Genomic DNA, 18,157 nt, shown 5'->3' with positions numbered 1-18,157 from the left:
TATTTAGTGCGTCACGAGCGATAACTCAATATCGCAGTATGAGGCTGCCTCTTCAGTGCCACATTCGTCATACGCATTGCGCAGCCTTAAATACGCTTTATCGACCCCTAGCCTCAATAGTTCTTCTTTTACTAAGTCTAGAGAGCCAAAATGTATCGGGTCTTCACCGTCTTTAATCGGCTCAAGTTGATGCTTGTACTCCACAGCTAAAAGATAGTCAGAGACATCAGAACACCCAATCACAAATACTTTGGGAGTTTTATAAGTATCTTTATGTGGACCATGTAGCCACATGTCCAATTGATGCTTCTGCATAACATACCTCCTTCACACGATCATTTAAGTGTAGTTAGGCTAACTGTAGCTTTCGAGTTTGCTCTTCCTTTATACGTAAATCATTTGCGATTGCGGCTACAAATCCCCTATATTGGAGTCACTTATTTAGTCGGTAACTCTTCAAGGACGTGATATGCAATACACAAAACTACCGCACTCATCACTTGAGATCAGTAAAATCAGCCTCGGCACTATGACGTTTGGCGAGCAAAACACAGAAAAGGACGCCTTTGAACAGCTCGACTTTGCCCTCGATCATGGGGTGAACTTCATCGATACCGCAGAGATGTACCCTGTACCGCCAAACTCGGAAACACAAGGGCTCACCGAGCAATACATCGGTAATTGGTTAGCAAAAAGCGGCAAAAGAGAGAAAGTAGTACTGGCAACAAAAGTGGCAGGCCCTCGCAATGTTCCTCACATTAGAGACAACATGAGCCTTAATCGTCGCCACATCCATACAGCAATTGATGACAGCCTTAATCGTCTACAAACCGATTATGTCGATTTGTACCAACTGCATTGGCCGCAGCGTCAAACCAACTGCTTTGGTCAACTCAACTACCCATACCCTGACAAACAAGAAGAAGTCACGTTAATTGAAACGTTGGAAGCGCTTACTGAATTAGTGAATGCAGGTAAAGTGCGCTATATCGGCGTATCCAACGAGACGCCGTGGGGTGTGATGTCGCTATTGCGTTTGGCAGAAAAACACGATTTGCCAAGAATTGTCTCCATTCAAAACCCATATAACTTATTGAACCGCAGCTTCGAAGTTGGCTTGTCTGAAATCAGCCATTACGAAGGCGTTCAGTTACTTGCCTACTCTCCTTTGGCATTTGGCTGCCTGAGTGGTAAATACCTAAACGGGGCAAAACCTGAAGGCGCTCGATGCACTAAGTGGGAGCGTTTTGCGCGCTACTTCACTCCGCAAGGTGTTAAAGCGACCGAAGCTTACGTCAATTTAGCTCAAGAGCATGGTCTAAACCCTGCACAAATGGCGCTCGCGTTTGTCAATCAGCGTCCATTTGTTGCTTCTAACATTATCGGAGCAACAAACCTAGACCAATTAAAAGCCAATATCGACAGTATTGATTTGCAACTTAGCGACGAACTACTTACTGAAATTCAAGCAATAGGTACAACTTACTCGAATCCTTGCCCTTAACAGTACCACCTTCAAACGAAAACAGCTGATCTTCAAGATCAGCTGTTTATCCAATGAAGTCATACTTCATATAAAAAGTTAAGCGTGTTGAATGACTCGTTAGCAACTCAGTCAGCCCAACACGCTAACGATTACGTCATTATTCGCGACGTTAAGACTCGACGAAGGTGACGAACTCGACGTTCAACTTTTACTGCATCCGGAACATTGGCACGTGTAGAACGACCATCGCGATCTAAACCAATATCCCTCAATAGATGAACATTCGTCCATGGAATATCATGAGCAGTTCGGCGTATGGTACGCTGCCATTGCTTTTCTTCGCGTTTAAGGTCTGCTTTCAATAGCAAAGTGGCCAATTGTAAGTAAATAGAGTGACGCATAATATTTTCTCCGATTATCGATGTATTCGACTGGGAAAAATAGTGCGTAAAATGAACAGAAATATTCTGTTGATACTAAGCCGCTACTTTCCCGCAGCCTAGTAATAAATATGATAGGTTACGGATTAATTTTTATCTTGTGAGCCAGTGGTATTGGTATCATCCGATTTAAGGGTTATCGGAGCGATAGGCATACGATCAGCGCAAGCAGTGGTGTTAACAACGTAATGTTTCATCTTGCGCCTCCTAGCTAAAAATTAATCCGTTTATGAAAGGTATAACTCATTGAGTTACGGTTAAATTGTAAGCTTTGATGAATATATATCAAACATTTTTTGCCTTTTTGATTAAAAACAAATCAATACACCGCAATTTAGTTTCATATACTTTTATGTATAACATATTCACCTGAGGAATATATAAATTTACGGATTTTATAAATCAAACCAAACAAAAAATAAAAAGAGCGGCTCTGTGGCCACTCTCTTTTATTGTATTTATTCGCCTATTTGACACAGGGAAAGGCCAACTACATGGCTTGTTCGGAAATCAAGTTATGTTTATTAAGTAGTCGATACATGGTTGCACGCGAAACTCCGAGCTCTTTCGCCGCATTTGAAACTTGACCAGAATGAGATTCCAAAACAACCAGCAACGCATCACGTTCACTCTTCTCTCGGATTGATTTCAAGCTGCGCTTTGAGTCATTACGTTGAGGTAAATCTAAGTGATGCTCTTCAATCATTACGCTGTCGGACATTAATACCGCTCGCTTCACTTGGTTCATCAGCTCACGCACATTTCCAGGCCAGAAATAACGTGTCAGTGCCTTGAATGCATCCTCAGAAAAGCTTTTTGCTTGCGAGTTGTACTCTTTTGAGAACTCTTGTAAGTAGAAACGAGCCAGCAATGCGATGTCACTCGCACGTTCTTTCAAGCTAGGGACATTGATGCGCAGAACGTTGATGTAATGGTAAAGTTCTTCATTGAAGTCACCGTCAATCAAAGCTTTTTCAACATCTGACGAGTTAGCAGCAAGAATGCGTACGTTAACCGCTTTTACGCAATCTTTGGTATCAATGGTGCCTTCTTGCAAGAATCTCAGCAGATTCATTTGCTGCTCTTTTGAAATGGTAAGAATGTCATTAAACAACACGGTGCCACCATCTGCTTGTTCAAGCAGGCATGCTTCCATATCTTCATCGGCGTTAATACCAAATACTTCAGCTTGGAAACGTTGTTCATTGAGTGCGCGACAGTTAATTGCCATAAACGGTTTATGAGAGCGTGAAGAGACTTTATGGATGGCCCTAGCAACCGCCTCTTTACCAGTCCCACTTTCCCCAGAAATCAGAATGCTGACGTCCGTTGGACCAATGCGCTTCACTTGATCGCGTAAACGTTTCATCGGGATAGATTCACCGATCAGACCCATATCTAAACTGCTACCAAAACTAGGCCAAACTTTTTTCTCCAACTTAAGCATGCCAAGCTGGTGACCTATTGTGCTTAATAACTGTGCATCTGGGATCGGCGCTGTGAAAAAGTCGATACAAAAGTTAACAATGAACTGGCATATGGTGTCAGTGCCAAGCTGAGATTCACGAATAAACGCTAACCAACGTACGTGTTTGTGAGAGCTGACTAAGTTCGCCAAACCATTCAAGCTGAACTCGTCATGGCTGAGATCAACAATACCGATACATGGACCAATATCTTCTAACAGCGTATTAGCTTTGCGTAAATCACCTACTTGGTGACACTTCCAGCCCACTTGCTCCAGTACCGATAACCAAGGCTCATAAGTACCGCCAACTACCACAAGCGATCCCGGGATGGAATCCATCTTAAACTGCCCAGCCATTCTCTAACCCTTTTTCATTGTTAATAGAAATTTTGTGCCACAAACTTATCTTTGCGAGCGGGTAACATTATCGAGACTCCGCCCCCTCACGTCTGTCTCAGTATTAAGACTATGCAATAGATTGAGATTTGGCGAATGTTTATTTGCATATCCCATTAAAAGGCAAATGCAACAACTTGAATTAACTTAACTAAAAGGCAAAAAAAAACCACCCGAAGGTGGTTTTTTACTCATCCTATCGAATTACGCTTGCGGGCGCATTGCAGGGAATAGGATCACGTCACGGATAGTGTGCGTGTTAGTCAGTAGCATAACCAAACGGTCGATACCGATACCTTGGCCTGCTGTTGGCGGTAGGCCGTGCTCTAGAGCAGTGATGTAGTCTGCATCGTAGAACATTGCTTCGTCGTCACCAGACTCTTTCGCTTCAACCTGTGCTTTAAAGCGTGCATCTTGGTCTTCAGCATCGTTAAGCTCTGAGAAACCGTTCGCTACTTCACGGCCACCGATAAAGAACTCAAAGCGGTCTGTAAAGAACGGGTTATCATCGCTACGACGAGCCAACGGAGAAATATCTGCTGGGTAACCAGTGATGAACGTAGGCTGCATTAGCTTAGGTTCTGCTGTTTCACCAAAGATCTCTTCAAGAAGCTGACCACATGTCCAGAAAGGTTCTACTTCAACGTGAACAGATTTCGCGATAGAAACCATTAGATCACGGTTTTGTAGGTCTTCTTCTGTTAGCGCTTGGATTTGCGCGTGGTCTGGGTTGTAGTGCTTGATTGCTTCGAACATGCTCATACGAGTGTAAGTACCACCAAACTCAACCGTTTCATCACCGTAAGGCATTGACGTTGAACCTAGAACTTCTTGCGCCACTGAGCTTAGTAGTTCTTCAGTTAGGTCCATCAGATCTTTGTAGTCTGCGTACGCCATGTAGAATTCCATCATTGTGAATTCTGGGTTGTGGCGTGGAGAAAGGCCTTCGTTACGGAAGTTACGGTTGATTTCGAATACGCGATCAAAACCACCAACAACTAGACGCTTCAGGTATAGCTCTGGCGCGATACGTAGGTACATTGGCATGTCTAGTGCGTTGTGGTGCGTGATAAATGGACGCGCACTCGCACCGCCAGGGATAACGTGCATCATTGGCGTTTCAACTTCCATGAACTGCTTAGAGATCATGAAGTTGCGGATTGCAGACATGACTTTAGAACGTACTACAAACGCTTGACGAGAGTCTTCGTTAACGATCAGGTCAACGTAACGTTGGCGGTAACGCATCTCTTGGTCAGTTAGACCGTGGAACTTCTCTGGAAGTGGACGTAGTGCTTTGGTTAGCAACTCGTACTCTTCCATGTTCACGTATAGGTCACCTTTACCAGACTTATGAAGTGCACCTTTAACACCGATGATGTCACCGATATCTAGACCTTGGTATTTTTCTTTAAGTACTTTTTGAACCGCTTTGTCAGCGTAAGCTTGGATACGGCCAGAAGTTTCTTGAATTACCAAGAATGGACCACGTTTAGCCATGATACGGCCAGCGATTGCTACTACGTGGTTAAGCTCTTCTAGCTCTTCCTTCGTCTTTTCACCGAACTCTTTCTGAAGGTCGCCCGCTAGTGTGTCACGACGGAAGTCGTTTGGATGGCCGTTCGCTTTGCAGCTCTTTCGGATTGCATCCAGTTTAGCGCGGCGTTCAGCAATCAGCTTATTTTCTTCTAGTACAGTTTCGTTTTGAACAGCATCAGTCATTTTCGATGTATCCTGTTTTTGTCGGTGAAAAGCTTTATAGACCTGATTTCAGGCTAGCTTCAATAAATTTGTCCAGATCGCCATCAAGAACCGCTTGAGTATTACGGTTTTCAATGCCCGTACGGAGGTCCTTAATACGTGAGTCATCCAATACGTAAGAACGGATCTGGCTACCCCAGCCAATGTCAGACTTAGCGTCTTCATTAGCTTGTTTTTCCGCATTTTGCTTTTGCAATTCAAGCTCAAATAGCTTCGCTCGAAGCTGTTTCATTGCCTGATCTTTGTTCTTATGTTGAGAACGGTCATTCTGACACTGAACCACTGTGTTCGTAGGTACGTGCGTAATACGTACCGCAGATTCTGTGGTGTTTACGTGCTGACCACCTGCGCCTGACGCACGGTAAACGTCAATACGTAGGTCGGAAGGATTAATGTCGATGTCGATGTTTTCATCAATCTCTGGATAGATGAACGCAGAAGCAAATGACGTATGGCGACGACCGCCTGAATCGAACGGAGATTTACGAACAAGACGATGAACGCCCGTTTCAGTGCGTAACCAACCGTACGCATACTCACCAGAGATGCGAACTGTTGCCGACTTAAGACCCGCGACTTCACCTTCAGAGACTTCAATCACTTCAGCTTTGAAGCCCTTCGCTTCTGCCCAACGTAGGTACATACGCAGCAGCATGTTAGTCCAGTCTTGTGCTTCTGTACCACCAGAGCCAGCTTGCAAATCGATGTAACAATCAGAGCTATCGTGGTCTCCAGAGAACATACGACGGAATTCAAGCTTTTCTAGCTTCTCTTCCAACTCAGCAAGTTCTGGTTCAATTTCGTCAAATGTTTCTTGATCTTCTTCTTCTACAGCCAGCTCAAGAAGACCTTCTACATCTTCCACACCTTGCTCTAGTTGATCAATGGTTTCAACAACCGCTTCTAGTGATGCACGCTCTTTACCCAGTGCTTGCGCACGCTCAGGTTCGTTCCATACATCTGGTTGTTCAAGTTCTGCGTTGACTTCTTCTAGACGCTCTTTCTTCGCGTCATAGTCAAAGATACCCCCTCAGGACATTTGTGCGCTGAGACACGTCCTGCAGACGGTTTTTAATTGGATTGATTTCAAACATGTTTACTCAACATTTTAGAATAGAATTTAACCGAGAAATTCTACTGAAAAATGTGACCGAGATACAGGAAAATTTCGGATGAGAAATCAGATTGCGGTGAGAGAGAGCACGGTCATAAAATTTTACGCCCACTTAGGGGCAACCGTACTCTATAAGAAAGGTTGATCTAGGTATTACTTAGCTTCGATATGGTCGATCATCAATTGCAATGATTGATTACCACGAAATTCATTCACATCCAGCTTATACGCGAGACGTACTGTTTTAACCGATGCATCTGGCCATCGACGTAGATCAACATTGAATGCGATACCGTCGATCATCACATTGGTAGGGTGACCTTTATAAAGCGGCTCTAACATCAATTTAAGATGCTTCTCACCCACCAGCTTTTGATGCAGTACTTTAAACTCACCATCAAAGATTGGCTCTGGGAAAGCTTGTCCAAAAGGGCCACCCGATCGCAGCTGTTCAGCAACATGCATAGAGAACTCTTCCGGCTTAAGTTCGCCATCTGACATGATCACGCCTTTTAGCGCCGCTTCATCGAGTTCCTTTTTTACCACTTCATCAAACAAACGACTGAAACGCTCAAAATCCTGCTCTTTAATCGTTAAGCCTGCTGCCATGGCGTGTCCACCAAACTTGATGATCAAACCCGGGTTTTGCGTGTCGATGAAATCCAACGCATCGCGCATGTGTAGCCCCGGAATAGAACGACACGAGCCTTTAATCGTCCCTTCTCCACCATCAGCAAATGCAATGACTGGACGATGAAACTTCTCTTTAATGCGCGAAGCCAAAATACCAATCACACCTTGGTGCCAATCACGTTGGAATAAGGCTAAGCCATAAGGAAGCTCATTGCCTTCACCAAACTGAAGGCGCTCACAGAAAGCCATCGCTTCTTGCTTCATGCCTTCTTCAATCTCTTTACGAGTCTGGTTCAAGCCATCCAATTCACTTGCCATGCGACGAGCTGCGTGGATGTTGTTACACATCAGCAGTTCAACACCGAAAGACATGTCATCAAGACGACCTGCTGCGTTAATACGTGGACCTAAAGCAAAGCCAAAATCGGACGCAACTAAACGACGCGCATCGCGCTTAGCGACCTCAATTAACGCTTGGATGCCGGGACGCGCTTTGCCCGCACGAATACGTTGCAAACCTTGGTGTACAAGAATGCGGTTGTTTTCATCCAATGGAACGACGTCGGCGACGGTACCCAGTGCAACAAGGTCAATCAGTTCCATCAACTTGGGCTCTTGCATCCCCTGTTCTGCAAACCAATTGTGTTTTCGCATATGAACGCATAGTGCCATCATGAGATAAAACGCGACCCCCACCCCCGCAAGCGCTTTAGATGGAAAGCTACAGCTCTCAAGGTTTGGGTTCACCATTGCATCCACATCAGGCAACACTTGTCCTGGCAAGTGGTGATCGGTAACGAGCACGGTAATGCCATTTTCTTTTGCGTAACGCACACCTTCGATTGATGAGACGCCGTTATCCACCGTCATGATCATCTCAGCGCCAAGCTCTAAGGCTTGGTCAACGACTTCTGGACTTAACCCATAACCGTCTTCAAAACGATTTGGCACTAAGTAATCCACATTGTGACTACCAAGCATACGCAGCGCGAGTACTGATAATGCTGAGCTTGTCGCACCATCAGCGTCAAAATCACCGACAACGATGATGCGTTTTTGTTCTTTTATCGCCTGAAACAAAAGATCGACAGCTTGCTCAATCCCCCCGAGTTTTTGATATGAATGCAACCCACGGGCCGACGTTTCTAATTGTGAAAGATCCGTTATCCCACGGTTGATGTAGATACGTTTAAGAATCGGAGGAATGGAATCAGGAAGAAGGGAAAGATCTGGTTCAGGACGTCGTTGAATTTCTATCATGCTTGAAAGAGCCGACAACTTTGCCGGCTCTGCTCCTAAAGGATTATAGTTGCTTTAAACGTTTCAATAGCTCTGCAGGTGGTAGGTAGCCACCAACCATTTCGCCATTCGGTAAGAAGATTGCTGGCGTACCAGAAATACCCAATTGGCGACCTAGATTGTAATGCGCCTGGATGGTTTCTTTACACTGTTTCAAGTCTTTCGCAGGGTTATCAAATGTACGATTCACTTTCGCGTTGTGCATTGCCGACGCCGGATCTTCAGCACACCAAATCGTTGCCATTTGCTCTGCCACAGGGCCAGTTGCACCTTGGCGAGGGTAAGCCATGTAACGCACTGTAATACCTAGATCATTATAGCCTTGCATTTGGCTATGCAGACGCACACAGTAACCACAGGTGATATCTGTGAATACGGTCACAACATACTTTTCATCGTCGGCTTTGTATTCGATCATGCTATCGGAGAACTGCGCAATTTTCTCGGCGTTAAGCGGCGCTTGACGCTCTGCTATGACATCTTTGTAACTGCCATCATCATTAATGGCATAAAGCGTACCAGCGATAAAATGGCTACCATCATTTGAAGCAAACAGGATCCCGCCATTGGTTTGAATTTCCAATAAGCCAGCGACGTCTGATGGTTGAATATCAACGATAGATAAACCAAGCTTTGAGAACTTAGTTTTTAATGCTGCTTCATCAAAGCCGCTTTGTGCAGCTGGCGCCACTTGTTGCGCAGGAGTCTCCGTTTGAGCCTGACTTTCTTCTGCACCACAAGCGGTAACAAAAAATGGTAAAGTCAGCAGAGTTAGTCGGCGTAATACGCTCATGAAATTCACCTTAATGTAAAATCGTTTTTCCAAGAAGACATGGATGAATCTAACCATTGTTACGCTCTTGGGTGGTGTTGACTGTGGATCTGCTTCAATCGTTCAGTCGCCACGTGAGTATAAATTTGCGTGGTCGATAAGTCACTATGTCCTAAAAGCATCTGTACGACCCTGAGATCTGCGCCATAGTTCAATAAATGCGTGGCAAAGGCATGCCGCAGTACGTGCGGCGACAGCTGATCAGTATCAATCCCTGCTATCAAAGCATAGTACTTAATACGGTGCCAAAACGTCTGACGAGTCATTTGTCTTGCGCGTTTACTAGGAAAAACAATATCAGATGATGTATCACCAAGTAACGCAGGGCGCCCTTGTTGAATGAACGTCTCGATCCAATCGACCGCGTTTTCCCCCATAGGAACCAGGCGTTCTTTACCACCTTTACCAGTCACGCGCACCACCCCTTGGCGCAAGCTAACATTTTCCATGGTCAAACTGACGAGCTCTGTCACACGCAACCCTGTCGCGTAGAGTAGCTCTAGCATCGCTTTATCGCGCAATTCTATAGGGTCATTCGGGTCTGGCGCTTCGAGCAACGCGTCCACTTGCTCTTCACTAATATCTTTGGGTAAACGTTGTGGCAGTTTAGGGCTAACCAAGAGCGCACTCGGGTCATCAGCACGCACCTTCTCACGATGCAGGTATTGAAATAAACGGCGAATCGCCGACAACATACGCGCACGAGACGTCTGTTTGTAATCTAAATCTACAAGGTGGCTTTGATATTCTTGCAAGCCAGACAAACTGATAAAATCAAGACGGTATCGATGTTTTTCCATCCACACGAGCAGCTTCATTAAATCGTTTCGGTAGGAAGCCAACGTGTTCTCTGATAGGCCACGCTCCATCCACATCGCATCTAAGAATTGCTCAACAAGCGAAAAATCTTGTTGATTGACAGGCTGTTGTGCCGTCATGAATGCTTCCTTATCTGTTTATATTTACAGTATTTAGATTAAAGCACCTGCCAATCCAATACCATAAAAAATCATCCCACATAGGATATTCGCTGCAATCTTCCTCAATTTATGGTTAGAATCTTCCACAACAGCAACACAAATAACGACGAATATAATGAAAATCGGACTCTTTTACGGCTCAACGACCTGCTACACCGAAATGGCAGCAGAGAAAATTCGTACCCTTATTGGTGAAGACCTTGTCGACATTCACAATGTGAAAGAGACACCGTTATCACTAATGGCGGACTACGACTTATTACTCCTTGGCATCTCAACTTGGGATTTTGGTGAAATTCAAGAAGATTGGAACGCGATTTGGCAAGACATCGCGACCACACCACTGAAAGGCAAAGTTGTAGCGCTGTTTGGTCTGGGTGACCAAGAAGGTTACGGAGAGTGGTATTTAGATGCGATGGGCTTACTTCACGATGAATTGCAAGCCACAGGCGCAACCTTTATCGGTTACTGGCCAAATGAAGGCTACGAATTTGAAGCATCGAAAGCATTGATCGAAGATGGCAGCAAGTTTGTTGGACTTGCGTTAGATGAAGACTCACAGTACGAACTGAGTGATGAACGCATCGAAAAATGGTGTGAACAAGTTCTTGTGGAATTCCACGACACGCTTTAATAGCGCAAACACGTCATCATTAAAAAGTAAAAAGCCCGATGAAGTAATTCATCGGGCTTTTTATTATCTTGATAACGCGAAGTGATTACGCGGTTTCTTGTGCTAGCTCTGGGCGAGGTTTCGCGATGAAGAACATGCACACGATAGCCGCAAATGTTGGAAGCACCCAACCCATGCCGACTTCGAATAATGGCAACATGTTAAACGCAGAAACATCAATACCCGATACTTTTGCCGCATCAACCAACGCAAACAGCAGAGATACAAGCAGTACTGCACGGTAAGCAAAGCGTGGATTCGGCAGTTTGCTACGCACAAATGTTAGTGCAACCAACGCAATCGCCACAGGGTACAGCGCAAACAATACTGGCACTGACAGAGAAATCAGCTGCGCAAGACCAACGTTTGCAACCAATGCACAAACAGAACCATTAATCAGTACCCATTGCTTGTATGACAGTGGTGTTTTCGAGCTGAAGAAATCTGAACACGCAGAAATCAAGCCAATCGCGGTTGTCAGACACGCTAGCAATACGATGACAGACAGAACGATTTGACCGTATGGACCAAACAACGCTTGAACGTATTGGCTAAGCACTAGGCCACCATTATCAGCACCAGCAGCAACCGTTGCACTCGTCGCACCTAAGTAAAATAGTGAGATGTAAACAAACGCAAGACCAGCAGCGGCAATACAACCTGCATAGATCAGATATTTAGTAGTTGCAGAGCGCTCAGTAATGCCTTTACCGCGTAGTGCGTCAACCATCAGCATGCCAAACATCAATGACGCGAATGTATCCATTGTGTTGTAGCCTTCTAAGAAGCCTTTGGTCAGAGGCTGCGTTAGGTATTCACCGTGCGCGCCAATCATATCGCCCTGAGGATCAAGGAAGACAGCGACAGCAAGAATGATCAAACCAACGAACAATGCTGGTGTCAGTACTTTACCGATAAGATCGATCAAACGGCCTTGGAACCATGAGAACATCATCGCTGCGATAAAGAAGATCACTGAGAACGCTGTCAGATGCGTTTGTGACGCCTCAAGGAAGAAAGGTTTCACCGCCATCTCGTAAGCCACTAGGCCTGTACGAGGCGCTGCAAACGCTGGACCAATGATGATGAAAATCAGTGCAGCCATAAGAACTGCCGCTTTTTTCGGAAGGTCTTGCGTCAAGTGATCCCAAGAACCACCAGCAACAGCAATAGCAACGATAGTAATAAGAGGTAGACCTACCGCTGTTAGCAAGAAACCAAACATAGCTGGCATTAAGTTTTCACCCGCTAACTGACCCGCTAGAGGTGGAAAGATAATATTGCCCGCACCTAAAAAGAACGCAAATAGCATAAAGCCTACTGCGATAATATCTGTTAGTTTTAACGTCTGCTTCACAGATAACCCTTGTCTTTTAATTAATGAATGTTGTGTATGCTTAGACCACTTTTTGTATACCTAAAGTCAATAAGTACACGTGGTTCAATCTATAAAATTTTCGCCGCATAATGACGAAAGACTCATCATTTGGCAACCTTTAAGAAAAAAACACCATATTAATTTAGTTTTCAAACTTAAAAGCAGTGGATATAACCAGATCCAAATGACAGACCAGTTCTTTATCTCGATCAATTAACAATACAATTTAATAACCAACAAAACAACAATCTATACAATTAATAAACAATAGAGTAATCCACTTAATTATTGAGCAAATATAAAACAATCATGAAGAACAAAAAACTGAAAACTAAAGGTTTCAATTTTAAGCAATTTTGTATTGAGGGCGGCGAGAGTGGTATGCCAGTCAGCACAGATGGGGTAATGCTTGGTGCTTGGATTCAAAGCCCTAACGACGCTAAAATTCTCGATATTGGCACTGGCACTGGCCTGCTTGCCCTGATGTGTGCTCAACGCTTTACAGAAGCTCAAATAACCGCGGTCGATATCGAATTAACAGCCGTTGCTGCCGCGCAAAAAAATATGGCCCAGTCTCCTTGGTCAGATCGTGTAAGTGTGCATCACACCGACATACTGCACTTTACGCCGACACATCCATTCCAACGCATCATTTGTAACCCGCCCTACTTCAACAGCGGCGAGCAATCGAAACACAGTCAACGTGCAACCGCGAGGCACACTGATACGCTAGGCCATAACGCATTGCTACAGCGTTGCTATCATTTGCTTGATGACGAAGGGAGAGCTAGTTTTGTTTTGCCAATCACCGAAGGCGAGCAGTTCATTGAGCTAGCATTAAACCAAGGTTGGTATCTATCGAGGATCTGTCGTGTGCAACCATCAGAAAAGAAACCAGTACACCGATTGTTATTTGAACTGTCAAAACGACCTTGCGATTTGCAGACGTCACATTTAATTATCCGTTCAAATGACGGCTATAGTGATGATTTCATCCAGTTAACCCGCGAGTTTTATCTTAAGATGTGAAATAACATGTGATCCTTATCACCAATCACTTTATAATGTGCGACCTTTTTGTATTCTATGCTGTTGTGGCGAACCATTAACCAAGCTTTGCTTGTGGAGAACTCATTGTGATCAGAACCTTTGCTGAACTTGATCTAGACCAAAACCTACTTGAAGCCATTGAAGAGATGGGTTACGAACGCCCAACAAAAATTCAGGCAGAAGCGATTCCACAAGCGTTGGACGGTCGTGACATTCTAGCGTCAGCGCCAACAGGAACTGGTAAAACGGCCGCCTTCGTCCTGCCAGCATTGCAATACTTGCAAGACTTCCCTCGTCGTAAGCCTGGGCCTGCGCGTATTTTGATCCTAACGCCTACTCGCGAACTGGCGATGCAAATTGCCGATCAAGCACGTGCTTTGGCAAAAAATACCAAACTCAACATTTTCACCATCACTGGTGGTGTTCAGTACCAAGAGCACGCCGACATCCTTGCAACAACACAAGACATTGTGGTTGCGACACCTGGCCGTTTAAAAGAATACATTGATGCAGAACGTTTTGATTGTCGTGCAATCGAATGGTTAATCCTTGATGAAGCAGACCGTATGCTAGATATGGGTTTTGCTCCTACTGTCGATCGCCTATCTAACGAATGTCGCTGGCGTAAGCAAACCCTTCTGTTCTCAGCAACGTTAGAAGGGAAAGGCGTAGAAGGCTTTACCGCTGATCTGTTGAATGACCCAGCAGAGATTGATGCAAAATCACCGCTGCGTGAGCGTAAGAAAATTGCTCAGTGGTATCACCGAGCTGATGATGCTGAACACAAACTGGAATTACTAAAACACATTATTACTCAGCAAGCTGAGCGCACTATCGTCTTTTTAAAGACTCGTGAGCGTTTGGCTGAGCTACGAGCGCAGCTTGAAAGTGCACAGATTCCATGTTCTTGGATTCAAGGTGAAATGCCGCAAGATCGTCGTAACAATGCGATTTCTCGCTTCCGCGATGGTACTGTGAACGTGCTGCTAGCGACGGACGTTGCTGCGCGTGGTATCGATCTTCCGGATGTATCACACGTTATCAACTACGACATGCCGCGCACGGCTGATGTTTACCTTCACCGTATCGGCCGTACGGCTCGCGCAGGTAAGAAAGGTAACGCTATCTCAATCGTAGAAGCACACGACCAACCAATGATGGATCGCGTTGCGCGCTACGTGAAAGAAGACATCAAAGAGCGTTTCGTGAAAGAGATGCGTCCTAAACACAAAAAGCCTGTGTTTAAGAAGAAAAAGAAAAAAGACGACAAGAAAAAAGTAGCGAAAAAGAAAACCGCTAAGAAGAAGTAATCTTGTTGGAGCCAAGTAGCTCAAGCTAGAAAATAACAAAGGGTTGGCAATGCCAACCCTTTTTCGTTTGTGCTGATAGAGATTAACGTAGACTACGTCTCAATCAGCTTTATTTTTGCTCTTCACGTTTAAATACTAACTCTGTTGGCGTCGATTCATCTTCCACAAAGTAGTAACCCGCCGTATCAAACTTAGTCAGGTCTGCCACGCTCTCAACACGGTTTTCAATGATGTAACGCGCCATCATACCGCGCGCTTTCTTCGCGTAAAAACTGATGACCTTGTATTGACCATTCTTACAATCTTTGAATACTGGCGTGATCACTTGCGCATCTAAATTCTTTGGCTTAACCGCTTTAAAGTATTCATTTGATGCAAGGTTGATAAGGACATTATCACCTTGAGCAGAAATCGCTTCGTTAAGCTTGTCCGTAATTACATTGCCCCAAAACTGGTACAAGTTCGTACCCTTGTCGTTTGCAAGCTTGGTACCCATTTCAAGACGGTATGGCTGCATCAAATCAAGTGGTTTTAGTAAGCCATAAAGACCCGATAGCATACGCAGATGATCTTGAGCATATTCGAAGTCCGCTTCAGATAAACTTTCGGCGTCTAGACCTGTGTAAACGTCACCTTTAAATGCAAGAATGGCTTGTCGTGAGTTTTCCGTGGTAAACGTTTCACTCCATTCTTGGAATCGGCCCACATTTAAATCGGCAATCTTGTCGCTCACTTTCATTAAAGAGGCAACATCAGCAGGAGTCAGTTTGCGGCAAACATCGATAAGCTCTTTTGAGTATTCGACCAACTCAGGTTGAGTAAATTTTTCTGTCGCTAACGGAGACTCGTAATCAAGAGTCTTCGCTGGAGAAACTACGATAAGCATGACTTTCCCTTCTCTAATTTTGTTTTTAATAGGGTACAAAAAAAGCCATGCATTGTCTGCATGGCTTTTTACATCGTACTAATAGCTTTCAACTATGAGTGATAGCTCACTTAGTCTTTTTTATCGTTGTACCAAATGCCTTCTTCAAGCTGAGATTTCAGCTCTGGGAAGTCATTCGCATCAAATGTTGGCACTTTGCCTTCACCAAGCTGGCGGTTGTAATCTTTTGCCAGTTTAATCACGATGCCAGATAGCAAGATGATCGCCACCAAGTTGACTATCGCCATCAGACCCATAGAGACGTCAGCAAGCGACCATACGACTGGTAACGAAGCTAGTGCACCAAACATCACCATACCAAGAACAATAACGCGGAAAATGCTTAAGCCCGCTTTATGATTGTGCTCTAGGAAGATTAAGTTCGTTTCAGCATACGAGTAGTTTGCAATGATTGAAGTAAACGCAAAGAAGAAGATTGCCACAGCAACAAAGATGCCGCCCCAATCGCCAACTTGTGAGCTCAATGCTCGCTGAGTTAGCTCGATACCCGTCACTTCTGTTGCTTGACCGACATACTCACCAGACATCAGGATGATAGCCACTGTTGCAGAACAGATAACGATCGTATCCATGAACACGCCTAGCATCTGTACGTAACCTTGAGACGCTGGGTGTGGTGGGTAAGGTGTTGCTGAAGCTGCCGCGTTAGGTGCAGAACCCATACCTGCTTCATTCGAGAATAGACCGCGCTTGATACCGTTAATCATTGCCTGTGCAATTGCGTAGCCAAGACCACCTGCTGCTGCTTCTTGCAGACCAAATGCACTCTTAAAGATAAGCATCAATACATCAGGTAATTTCTCTAGGTTAGAGAACATGATGAACAGCGCTAGGGCTAGATAAAGTAGTGCCATGATCGGAACGATCATCTCAGCAACTCTTGCGATACGCTTGATGCCACCGAAAATAACAATTGCAGACAGTAAAACAACGGCAATACCAACATACAGGTTATTCCAACCAAATGCGTTGCTCATTGCATTGGCAATTGAGTTAGCTTGTACGGCGTTGAATACCAAACCAAAAGCGATGATTAGGAAAACTGAGAACAACACGCCCATCCAACGCATGCCCAGGCCTTTTTCCATGTAGTAGGCAGGGCCACCACGGTAGTTGCCATCATCATCTTTGGTTTTGTATAGCTGCGCCAGTGTGCTCTCGGCAAACGATGTTGCCATACCAAGCATTGCAATCAGCCACATCCAGAAGATCGCACCAGGACCACCCGCAGTCAATGCAACTGCAACGCCCGCCATGTTACCTGTACCGACACGTGCAGCAAGACTAGTACAAAGCGCTTGGAAAGAGGAAATACCAGCTTTGTCTGCTTTACGGCTGTTCTTAAGAACAGAGAACATGTGGCCGAAATGGCGGAACTGAATGAACCCTAATCGAACGGTGAAGTAAATACCAACACCAACAAGAAGATAAACCAGAATCGAGCCCCAGAGGAGATCGTTCATCAAATTGATTAAGTCTGTCATGTGTACCTCAAAGTGAGTTGCGCCAGTCTATGCGTCCTAGCCATCCACCAAATTGCCTGCTAAGTGTCAAAGTGTGCTTAGCTTTTTAAGTAATGTTTATGGGCAATCTAGAATCGTAAACGTCGCTTCATGCATCCATTTTACGTACCAGCGTATTTTTTGACGGGCGGATAATGCAACCTAGGAGCGCAAAAATCAATATGCAACAACAAGAATAACATTGTTATTTTTCACTATAAAGTCACCAAAAAATAACATAAATAGAAGACTTAACACTCAAACTGCGCAACATTTCAATTACCAAACACCAACATAAATAATTATTTTTCATTAAATGGAATGGCAAACCGTATAAACAAGAACAAGCTAGTATTCACAAGGTGTTACATAAATTTACGCTAGTGACTTACCATCTAATTGAACACTATTTCATCAAACTGATTTTATGCAACTTTAACCTTTGCGCAGTGCACCCATTCATCAAATCGAATTAACATAGAAAATCTCTCTATTTAATCGTTTTCTTGAGATCGTTTGTGCATTTTTTATCCACATCGTTGCAATAAAAAGTGTGATTTTGAGAATATTTTTGCACGAAAATGTCATGCTACCGACACAAATGCGAAATATATCATGGTTATTCTCACGGCTATTGTGGTACTTAAAAAACTCCACAAGGACTGGTTACAACAGTTTAGCTTAAGAAAGGTAAAGGTGGCTTATGGAAGGCTTTCAACTAGATGACATTTTTAATCTGGATACTACCTCAACAACCAAATCTCGTGCCAAACCAGTAAAGCGAAAGTGGCGTGAAATAGAAGAGATGAACGACAGACGCAATTTGCTTAAAGAGCTGCGCGAACTTGATGTCTGTACCGATTATAACTTGGAAGACATTAAACTCTAA

Annotated in this window: 16 protein-coding genes; 5 read left to right on the top strand and 11 right to left on the bottom strand. The window is 44.4% G+C overall.

The window, feature by feature from the left end; genetic code table 11:
* Positions 1-3: 3 nt before the first annotated feature.
* Positions 4-315 carry a DUF6482 family protein gene (locus tag R7Z47_RS14795; RefSeq protein ID WP_005381772.1) on the bottom strand — a complete coding sequence of 104 codons (312 nt, stop codon included), beginning with the start codon at positions 313-315 and terminating at the stop codon, positions 4-6.
* Positions 316-469: 154 nt separating this feature from the next.
* Here R7Z47_RS14795 and R7Z47_RS14790 point away from each other — a divergent pair, with 154 nt between their 5' ends.
* Positions 470-1,504 carry an NADP(H)-dependent aldo-keto reductase gene (locus tag R7Z47_RS14790; protein WP_262606814.1) on the top strand — a complete coding sequence of 345 codons (1,035 nt, stop codon included), beginning with the start codon at positions 470-472 and terminating at the stop codon, positions 1,502-1,504.
* Positions 1,505-1,635: 131 nt separating this feature from the next.
* Here the strand turns inward: R7Z47_RS14790 and R7Z47_RS14785 are convergent, their stop codons facing one another.
* The 7 genes from R7Z47_RS14785 to xerD all read right to left on the bottom strand — a co-directional run bounded on the left by R7Z47_RS14785 (position 1,636) and on the right by xerD (position 10,367).
* The gene (locus R7Z47_RS14785; RefSeq protein WP_005381776.1) at positions 1,636-1,887 is read right to left on the bottom strand and encodes a hypothetical protein; all 252 of its coding nucleotides are present in this window, start codon (positions 1,885-1,887) and stop codon (positions 1,636-1,638) included.
* Between the two features lie 529 nt (positions 1,888-2,416).
* Positions 2,417-3,751, bottom strand: a complete 1,335-nt coding sequence (gene vpsR / locus R7Z47_RS14780) for a cyclic-di-GMP-binding transcriptional regulator VpsR (RefSeq protein WP_262606813.1) — start codon at positions 3,749-3,751, stop codon at positions 2,417-2,419.
* 243 nt (positions 3,752-3,994) lie between these two features.
* Positions 3,995-5,512, bottom strand: coding sequence for a lysine--tRNA ligase (lysS, locus tag R7Z47_RS14775; RefSeq protein WP_137281723.1), 1,518 nt, complete (start codon positions 5,510-5,512; stop codon positions 3,995-3,997).
* Between the two features lie 34 nt (positions 5,513-5,546).
* A protein-coding gene (prfB, locus tag R7Z47_RS14770) for a peptide chain release factor 2 (RefSeq protein ID WP_100068604.1) occupies positions 5,547-6,645 on the bottom strand; the annotation gives its coding sequence in 2 pieces (ribosomal slippage) (positions 5,547-6,569 and positions 6,571-6,645; 1,098 coding nt in all).
* 173 nt (positions 6,646-6,818) lie between these two features.
* The gene (gene recJ, locus R7Z47_RS14765; RefSeq protein ID WP_017821504.1) at positions 6,819-8,558 is read right to left on the bottom strand and encodes a single-stranded-DNA-specific exonuclease RecJ; all 1,740 of its coding nucleotides are present in this window, start codon (positions 8,556-8,558) and stop codon (positions 6,819-6,821) included.
* A gap of 43 nt (positions 8,559-8,601) precedes the next feature.
* A complete protein-coding gene (dsbC, locus tag R7Z47_RS14760; protein WP_005381786.1) occupies positions 8,602-9,390 on the bottom strand; it encodes a bifunctional protein-disulfide isomerase/oxidoreductase DsbC in 789 nt (262 codons plus the stop codon).
* 59 nt (positions 9,391-9,449) lie between these two features.
* Positions 9,450-10,367 carry a site-specific tyrosine recombinase XerD gene (gene xerD, locus R7Z47_RS14755; protein WP_005381788.1) on the bottom strand — a complete coding sequence of 306 codons (918 nt, stop codon included), beginning with the start codon at positions 10,365-10,367 and terminating at the stop codon, positions 9,450-9,452.
* Positions 10,368-10,524: 157 nt separating this feature from the next.
* On the opposite strand from xerD, the gene fldB reads away from it, so the two are divergent.
* Entirely contained in the window at positions 10,525-11,043 is a 519-nt protein-coding gene (gene fldB, locus R7Z47_RS14750) for a flavodoxin FldB (RefSeq protein ID WP_005381790.1), read from the top strand.
* An 85-nt stretch (positions 11,044-11,128) separates the two neighbouring features.
* Here fldB and brnQ read toward each other — a convergent pair whose 3' ends face one another.
* On the bottom strand, positions 11,129-12,439 hold the full coding sequence (gene brnQ, locus R7Z47_RS14745) for a branched-chain amino acid transport system II carrier protein (RefSeq protein WP_005381792.1): 1,311 nt from the start codon (positions 12,437-12,439) through the stop codon (positions 11,129-11,131).
* A 330-nt stretch (positions 12,440-12,769) separates the two neighbouring features.
* Here brnQ and R7Z47_RS14740 point away from each other — a divergent pair, with 330 nt between their 5' ends.
* Positions 12,770-13,489 carry a tRNA1(Val) (adenine(37)-N6)-methyltransferase gene (locus R7Z47_RS14740; protein ID WP_053306891.1) on the top strand — a complete coding sequence of 240 codons (720 nt, stop codon included), beginning with the start codon at positions 12,770-12,772 and terminating at the stop codon, positions 13,487-13,489.
* 107 nt (positions 13,490-13,596) lie between these two features.
* Positions 13,597-14,820, top strand: coding sequence for an ATP-dependent RNA helicase SrmB (gene srmB, locus R7Z47_RS14735; protein WP_005381797.1), 1,224 nt, complete (start codon positions 13,597-13,599; stop codon positions 14,818-14,820).
* Positions 14,821-14,929: 109 nt separating this feature from the next.
* On the opposite strand, the gene yaaA is transcribed toward srmB, so the two are convergent.
* Together yaaA and R7Z47_RS14725 are read right to left on the bottom strand one after the other, a co-directional pair.
* Complete coding sequence (gene yaaA / locus R7Z47_RS14730) at positions 14,930-15,706, bottom strand: peroxide stress protein YaaA (RefSeq protein ID WP_005382848.1); 777 nt, start codon at positions 15,704-15,706, stop codon at positions 14,930-14,932.
* 110 nt (positions 15,707-15,816) lie between these two features.
* Positions 15,817-17,250, bottom strand: coding sequence for an alanine/glycine:cation symporter family protein (locus R7Z47_RS14725; protein ID WP_005381800.1), 1,434 nt, complete (start codon positions 17,248-17,250; stop codon positions 15,817-15,819).
* A 721-nt stretch (positions 17,251-17,971) separates the two neighbouring features.
* Between R7Z47_RS14725 and R7Z47_RS14720 the strand changes: the two genes are divergently transcribed.
* Entirely contained in the window at positions 17,972-18,157 is a 186-nt protein-coding gene (locus R7Z47_RS14720; protein ID WP_005381805.1) for a DUF3545 family protein, read from the top strand.

The sequence above is a fragment of the Vibrio sp. 1641 genome (assembly GCF_033339995.1).
GTDB classification, from domain to species: Bacteria; Pseudomonadota; Gammaproteobacteria; order Enterobacterales; family Vibrionaceae; genus Vibrio; species Vibrio alginolyticus.
This window is presented reverse-complemented; position numbering and strand designations above follow the sequence as displayed.

Coding starts and splice junctions, on each gene's coding strand:
- R7Z47_RS14795 (WP_005381772.1), bottom strand. CDS start 315: ATGCAGAAGCATCAATTGGACATGTGGCTACATGGTCCACATAAAGAT.
- R7Z47_RS14790 (WP_262606814.1), top strand. CDS start 470: ATGCAATACACAAAACTACCGCACTCATCACTTGAGATCAGTAAAATC.
- R7Z47_RS14785 (WP_005381776.1), bottom strand. CDS start 1,887: ATGCGTCACTCTATTTACTTACAATTGGCCACTTTGCTATTGAAAGCA.
- vpsR (WP_262606813.1), bottom strand. CDS start 3,751: ATGGCTGGGCAGTTTAAGATGGATTCCATCCCGGGATCGCTTGTGGTA.
- lysS (WP_137281723.1), bottom strand. CDS start 5,512: ATGACTGATGCTGTTCAAAACGAAACTGTACTAGAAGAAAATAAGCTG.
- recJ (WP_017821504.1), bottom strand. CDS start 8,558: ATGATAGAAATTCAACGACGTCCTGAACCAGATCTTTCCCTTCTTCCT.
- dsbC (WP_005381786.1), bottom strand. CDS start 9,390: ATGAGCGTATTACGCCGACTAACTCTGCTGACTTTACCATTTTTTGTT.
- xerD (WP_005381788.1), bottom strand. CDS start 10,367: ATGACGGCACAACAGCCTGTCAATCAACAAGATTTTTCGCTTGTTGAG.
- fldB (WP_005381790.1), top strand. CDS start 10,525: ATGAAAATCGGACTCTTTTACGGCTCAACGACCTGCTACACCGAAATG.
- R7Z47_RS14740 (WP_053306891.1), top strand. CDS start 12,770: ATGAAGAACAAAAAACTGAAAACTAAAGGTTTCAATTTTAAGCAATTT.
- yaaA (WP_005382848.1), bottom strand. CDS start 15,706: ATGCTTATCGTAGTTTCTCCAGCGAAGACTCTTGATTACGAGTCTCCG.
- R7Z47_RS14725 (WP_005381800.1), bottom strand. CDS start 17,250: ATGACAGACTTAATCAATTTGATGAACGATCTCCTCTGGGGCTCGATT.
- R7Z47_RS14720 (WP_005381805.1), top strand. CDS start 17,972: ATGGAAGGCTTTCAACTAGATGACATTTTTAATCTGGATACTACCTCA.